The sequence below is a fragment of the Actinophytocola sp. genome, from assembly GCF_036402745.1.
In the GTDB taxonomy this organism is placed as follows: Bacteria; Actinomycetota; Actinomycetes; order Mycobacteriales; family Pseudonocardiaceae; genus Actinophytocola.
In genome coordinates this window covers 1-4009 of record NZ_DASWSJ010000181.1, presented here as the reverse complement: position 1 = coordinate 4009, position 4009 = coordinate 1, and the positions used below count along the sequence as shown (strand labels likewise).

The 4009-nt window shown below is 74.9% G+C and carries 5 protein-coding genes; 3 read left to right on the top strand and 2 right to left on the bottom strand.

The annotated features are described in order from the left end of the window. Window positions 1–367: 367 nt before the first annotated feature. Both VGD70_RS17860 and VGD70_RS17855 read left to right on the top strand, forming a co-directional pair. Window positions 368–1150: an NAD(P)-dependent oxidoreductase gene (locus VGD70_RS17860; RefSeq protein WP_331082658.1), complete on the top strand. Its 783-nt coding sequence runs from the start codon at window positions 368–370 to the stop codon at window positions 1148–1150. Next, entirely contained in the window at window positions 1141–2226 is a 1086-nt protein-coding gene (locus VGD70_RS17855; RefSeq protein ID WP_331082656.1) for a hypothetical protein, read from the top strand. The genes VGD70_RS17860 and VGD70_RS17855 overlap by 10 nt, the downstream gene beginning before the upstream one ends. Window positions 2227–2317: 91 nt before the next feature. On the opposite strand, the gene VGD70_RS17850 is transcribed toward VGD70_RS17855, so the two are convergent. Further along, window positions 2318–3085: a putative protein N(5)-glutamine methyltransferase gene (locus VGD70_RS17850; protein WP_331082654.1), complete on the bottom strand. Its 768-nt coding sequence runs from the start codon at window positions 3083–3085 to the stop codon at window positions 2318–2320. Window positions 3086–3257: 172 nt separating this feature from the next. Between VGD70_RS17850 and VGD70_RS36970 the strand changes: the two genes are divergently transcribed. Beyond that, on the top strand, window positions 3258–3635 hold the full coding sequence (locus VGD70_RS36970; protein ID WP_414637989.1) for a sigma factor: 378 nt from the start codon (window positions 3258–3260) through the stop codon (window positions 3633–3635). On the opposite strand, the gene VGD70_RS17840 is transcribed toward VGD70_RS36970, so the two are convergent. Next, window positions 3610–4009 (bottom strand): cyclodeaminase/cyclohydrolase family protein (locus VGD70_RS17840; RefSeq protein ID WP_331082652.1); only part of this gene is annotated, 400 nt, incomplete at its 5' end. The genes VGD70_RS36970 and VGD70_RS17840 overlap by 26 nt on opposite strands.

Genomic DNA, 4009 nt, shown 5'->3' with positions numbered 1-4009 from the left:
GGGCCGGCTGGCCGAGCCGTTCCAGCGGGTGTTCGACTTCGCGACCTTCACCGACCTGCCCCGCCCGCCCGCGTTCACCGAGTTCAGCCCTGGTCACCAGCCCCGTCCTTCGCACTGAGCGAAGTGATCACCGATACCGAGAGGTCCAGGAAAGGGTTTTCCTTGCGGTAGCCGTGGTGTTCGGCCGGGTGCTCGCACCGCTGCTGGTGCCGGGTCGCCGTGCGAGGCGATGTTCTCCGCGGGGATCCGGACCCAGCAGGCGTCGACGCGATGACCGTCATCTACCGGGGTCGATGCTGGTACTACTGGTGATCGCGCCGCGGTTCGTGAACCCGACGCAGCTCGTCACGAGGTTGAAGGAGCCAGCATGAGCCAGCGGATCCTCGTCACCGGCGCGGCCGGCGCCATCGGCACGATGCTGCGGCCGCGGCTAGCCCGGACCGGCCGGACCTTGCGGCTGCTGGACGTGGCGCCGCTGACCGCGGGCCCCGGCGAGGAGGTCAGGTCGGGCTCGGTGTCCGACCTGGACCTGATGGTCCGCGCGTGTGCCGACGTGGACGTCGTGCTGCATCTGGGTGGGCACAGCCGGGAGGCGGCCTGGGCGGACATTCTCGAGCACAACATCAACGGCACGTACACCGTGCTGGAGGCCGCGCGGCGGGCCGGGGCGCCGCGGGTGGTGTTCGCGAGCAGCAACCACGCGGTCGGCTTCCGGCCGGTGGACGAGCCGGCGGGGGAGTACCTGTACCCGCGGCCGGACACGTACTACGGGGTCAGCAAGGCGGCGGGGGAGGCGTTGGGGAGCCTGTACCACGACCGGTACGGGCTCGACGTGATCTGCCTGCGGATCGGCTCGTGCGCCGAGCGGCCGTGGAACGAGCGGGGGCTCGCGACCTGGCTCTCGCCGGACGACTGCGCGCGGCTGATGGAGGCCTCGATCTCCGTGCCGTCGCCCGGTTTCCGCGTGGTGTGGGGGATCTCGGCGAACACCCGCGCCTCGTTCTCCCTCGCCGAGGCGCGTGCCCTCGGCTACGCGCCGCAGGACGACGCCGAGGTGTTCGCGGCTCAGATGCCCGCGTCGGAGGGGCTGGACAAGGTGTACCTCGGCGGCGACTTCTGCGCGCCGTCGCTGGACGCCGCATGGGAGTGACCGGGCACGCCTATCCGTGGGACGTACTCGGGGATCCGGCGTTTCCCGCGCGGGTCGCCGACCTGGGAGTGTCCACTGTGGCCCTGGCGGCGGCCTACCACTCGACGCGGGCCGCGACGCCGCTGCATCCCGGGCACCAGCTCGTGGATGCCCGGTATGCGGCGTTGTACCGGCCGGTGCGGTCGTCGGTGTGGTCGGCGCGCCGGTTGCGGCCACTCGCTCCCGAGTGGGTGCCCGCACGCTCTTTCGACACGGCGGCGGCCGCGCTGCGGGCGGCCGGGTCGCGCGTGGCGGCGTGGGTCGTGCTGACCCACAACAGCCGGCTGGGCGCGGCGTTCCCCGATGTGGCGGTGGTGAACTGCTTCGGCGAGCGGTACCCGTACGCGTTGTGCCCGGCGTGGCCGGAGGTCCGCGAGTACGCCGTGGACTTGGCGCGCGAGGCCGCGGCGGGCGCGGACGAGGTGTCGCTGGAGGCGTGCGGCCAGCTGGGCCTGGTGCACGGGTCCCACCACGAGAAGACGGACGGCGCGTGGACCCCGGCGGCGGTGCGGTGGCTGTCGGTGTGCTGCTGCCCGGCGTGCCAGAGGGACTGGGCGTCGCGCGGCCTGGACCCGCCGTGGGTGGTCTCCACCCTGCGCGACGCGGTCCGCACGGAGGTGTCCGTCCCCTTCGCCGACGCCCTCCTGGCCACCCGCCACGCGTCGACGGACCTCCTGCGCGAGGCCGTCCTGTCGTCCATCGACGTCCCGGTGACCCTCCACGCCCACCCCGACCCGTGGGCGACGGGCGCCTCCCCGGGCCTGACCCCGACCGCGGCCGCCTCCGTGTCTGCGTTGGTGGTCCCGGCGTGGCCGACGACCCCGGAGACGGCGGACCTGATAGCTCAGGCCGTCCGCGCGGGCCGCCCGGTCGACGCCTACGTGACCGTCCTTCCGCCAGCCGAGCCGGCCGGCCTGCGCGAGCACGCCCGCCGCCTCCGGACCGCCGGCGCGACCGGGGTGAGCCTGTACCACCTGGGCCTGGCACCGCGCTGGCGCCAGCCACTGCTCCGGGAACTGGCGCGGCTCTGGGCTTGAACCGGACGTGGCGGGAGGCAGGCCGCCCGTTCCATGTGGACGGACAGCGGCGCCGAGCTCAGTGGTCGGCTGCCGTGGCCCGCCGAGCAGGTCATCGAGCTGGTGGCGTTCCTGGCGCGGGTTCGTTCGTCGCGATGACCACGGTCGCGCCGAGGTCGTCGTCGGTGGCCAGGCGCGGGACCAGGCCGGCGCGGACGGCCGCCTCGACCAGGTGCGGCGCCTGCGTCTCGCTGGTCTCGACGAGCAGGTGACCAGCGGGCGCGAGCCACGCGGGCGCGCCGGCGATCACCCGGCGCAGCACGTCGAGGCCGTCGGCGCCGCCGTCGAGGGCCACCCGGGGCTCGTGGAGGCGGGCCTCGGGTGGCATCAGCTCGATCGCGTCCGTCGGCACGTACGGCGCGTTGGCGACGAGGAGGTCGGCGCGCAGCCCGGCCGGCAGCGGCTCGTACAGGTCACCCTCGTACACGTGCGCGGCCGGCAGGTTGCGGCGGGCACAGCGCACGGCCGCCGGGTCGATGTCGACCGCGTACAGGTCGACGCCGGACAGCGTCGCGCCGACCGCGCCGGAGCCGCAGCACAGGTCGACGACGGTGTGACCGGGACGGGCCAACGCGCCGGCCTGCCGGGCGAGGAACTCGGTGCGCCGCCGGGGCACGAACACCCCGGGGTCGACGGCGACGCGGAGCCCGCAGAACGAGACCCAGCCGAGCACGTGCTCGAGCGGCAGGCCCGCGACGCGGCGGGAGACCATCGCGTCGAGGTCGGCGGGGGTGCGCGCGGCGGAGATCAGCAGCTGGGCCTCGTCCTCGGCGAAGACGCAGCCGGCGGCCCGGAGCCTGGAGATGATCGAGGAGAGCATGGGAGCGCCTTTCGGATGCCGTGGGGCGCTCTGGCGGGCACCTACGCGGTGCGGCCGCTCGCGGAGAGCACCCGGCCTGACCTGGCGGAAATGGGGCTCACCTCCTCTGTGGACCCGAGGTGGATCCGACGCGGGCCACCCTACCCGCCGCCCGCTGTGGAATGCTCGGCGCATGGGCCAGGCGGCGGTGCTCGACCAGCTCGAGACCTACCGGGGCGAGCTGACCGGCTACTGCTACCGCATGCTCGGCTCGGCGTTCGAGGCCGAGGACGCGGTGCAGGAGACGTTCGTCCGGGCCTGGCGCGCCGAGTACGACCCCACCCGCGCGCCCGTGGTGGTGACGCACCGCGGGCATCCGGACCGGATCGCCGCGGCCCACCAGGCCCTGGTGGCGTGGGCCGCCGCCGAGGGCGTGCCGCTGGCCAAGGACGGCGAGGTCTGGGAGGGGATGTTCGAGTCCTACCTGACCGACCCCGCGGTGGAGCCGGACCCGACCAGGTGGGAGACCGAGCTGGCCTACCTGGTCAGCGCCGGGCCGCCGCCTCGTTGATCTCCACCAGCGCGGAGGCGGCCTCGGCGGCGGCGGTGGCGAGGAGCTGGGCGACCCGGGCGTCCCCGGTGAGGTTCGGGTTGCCGTCCTTCACCAGCGCCGCGGCCAGGTCGGCCACCTCGGTGGCGGCCGCGGCGATCCGGCGCGGGACGTCGGTCGCCGTGGCCAGGGCGTCGGCGATCCGCCGGCGGCGGGTGGGGTCGTCGGCCGGGATCCGGTAGGCGGCGAGCACCGCGGTGTAGGCGGCCGCGTCGGCGTCGGCGAGGGGCTCCAGCTCGGCCCGGAGCTCCTCGGCCCGCGTGGCCGGCTGGTCGCTGAACCGGGCCGCCATCGCGACGAGGGCGGCGGCGGACGCGGCCGTCACCGCGGCCACC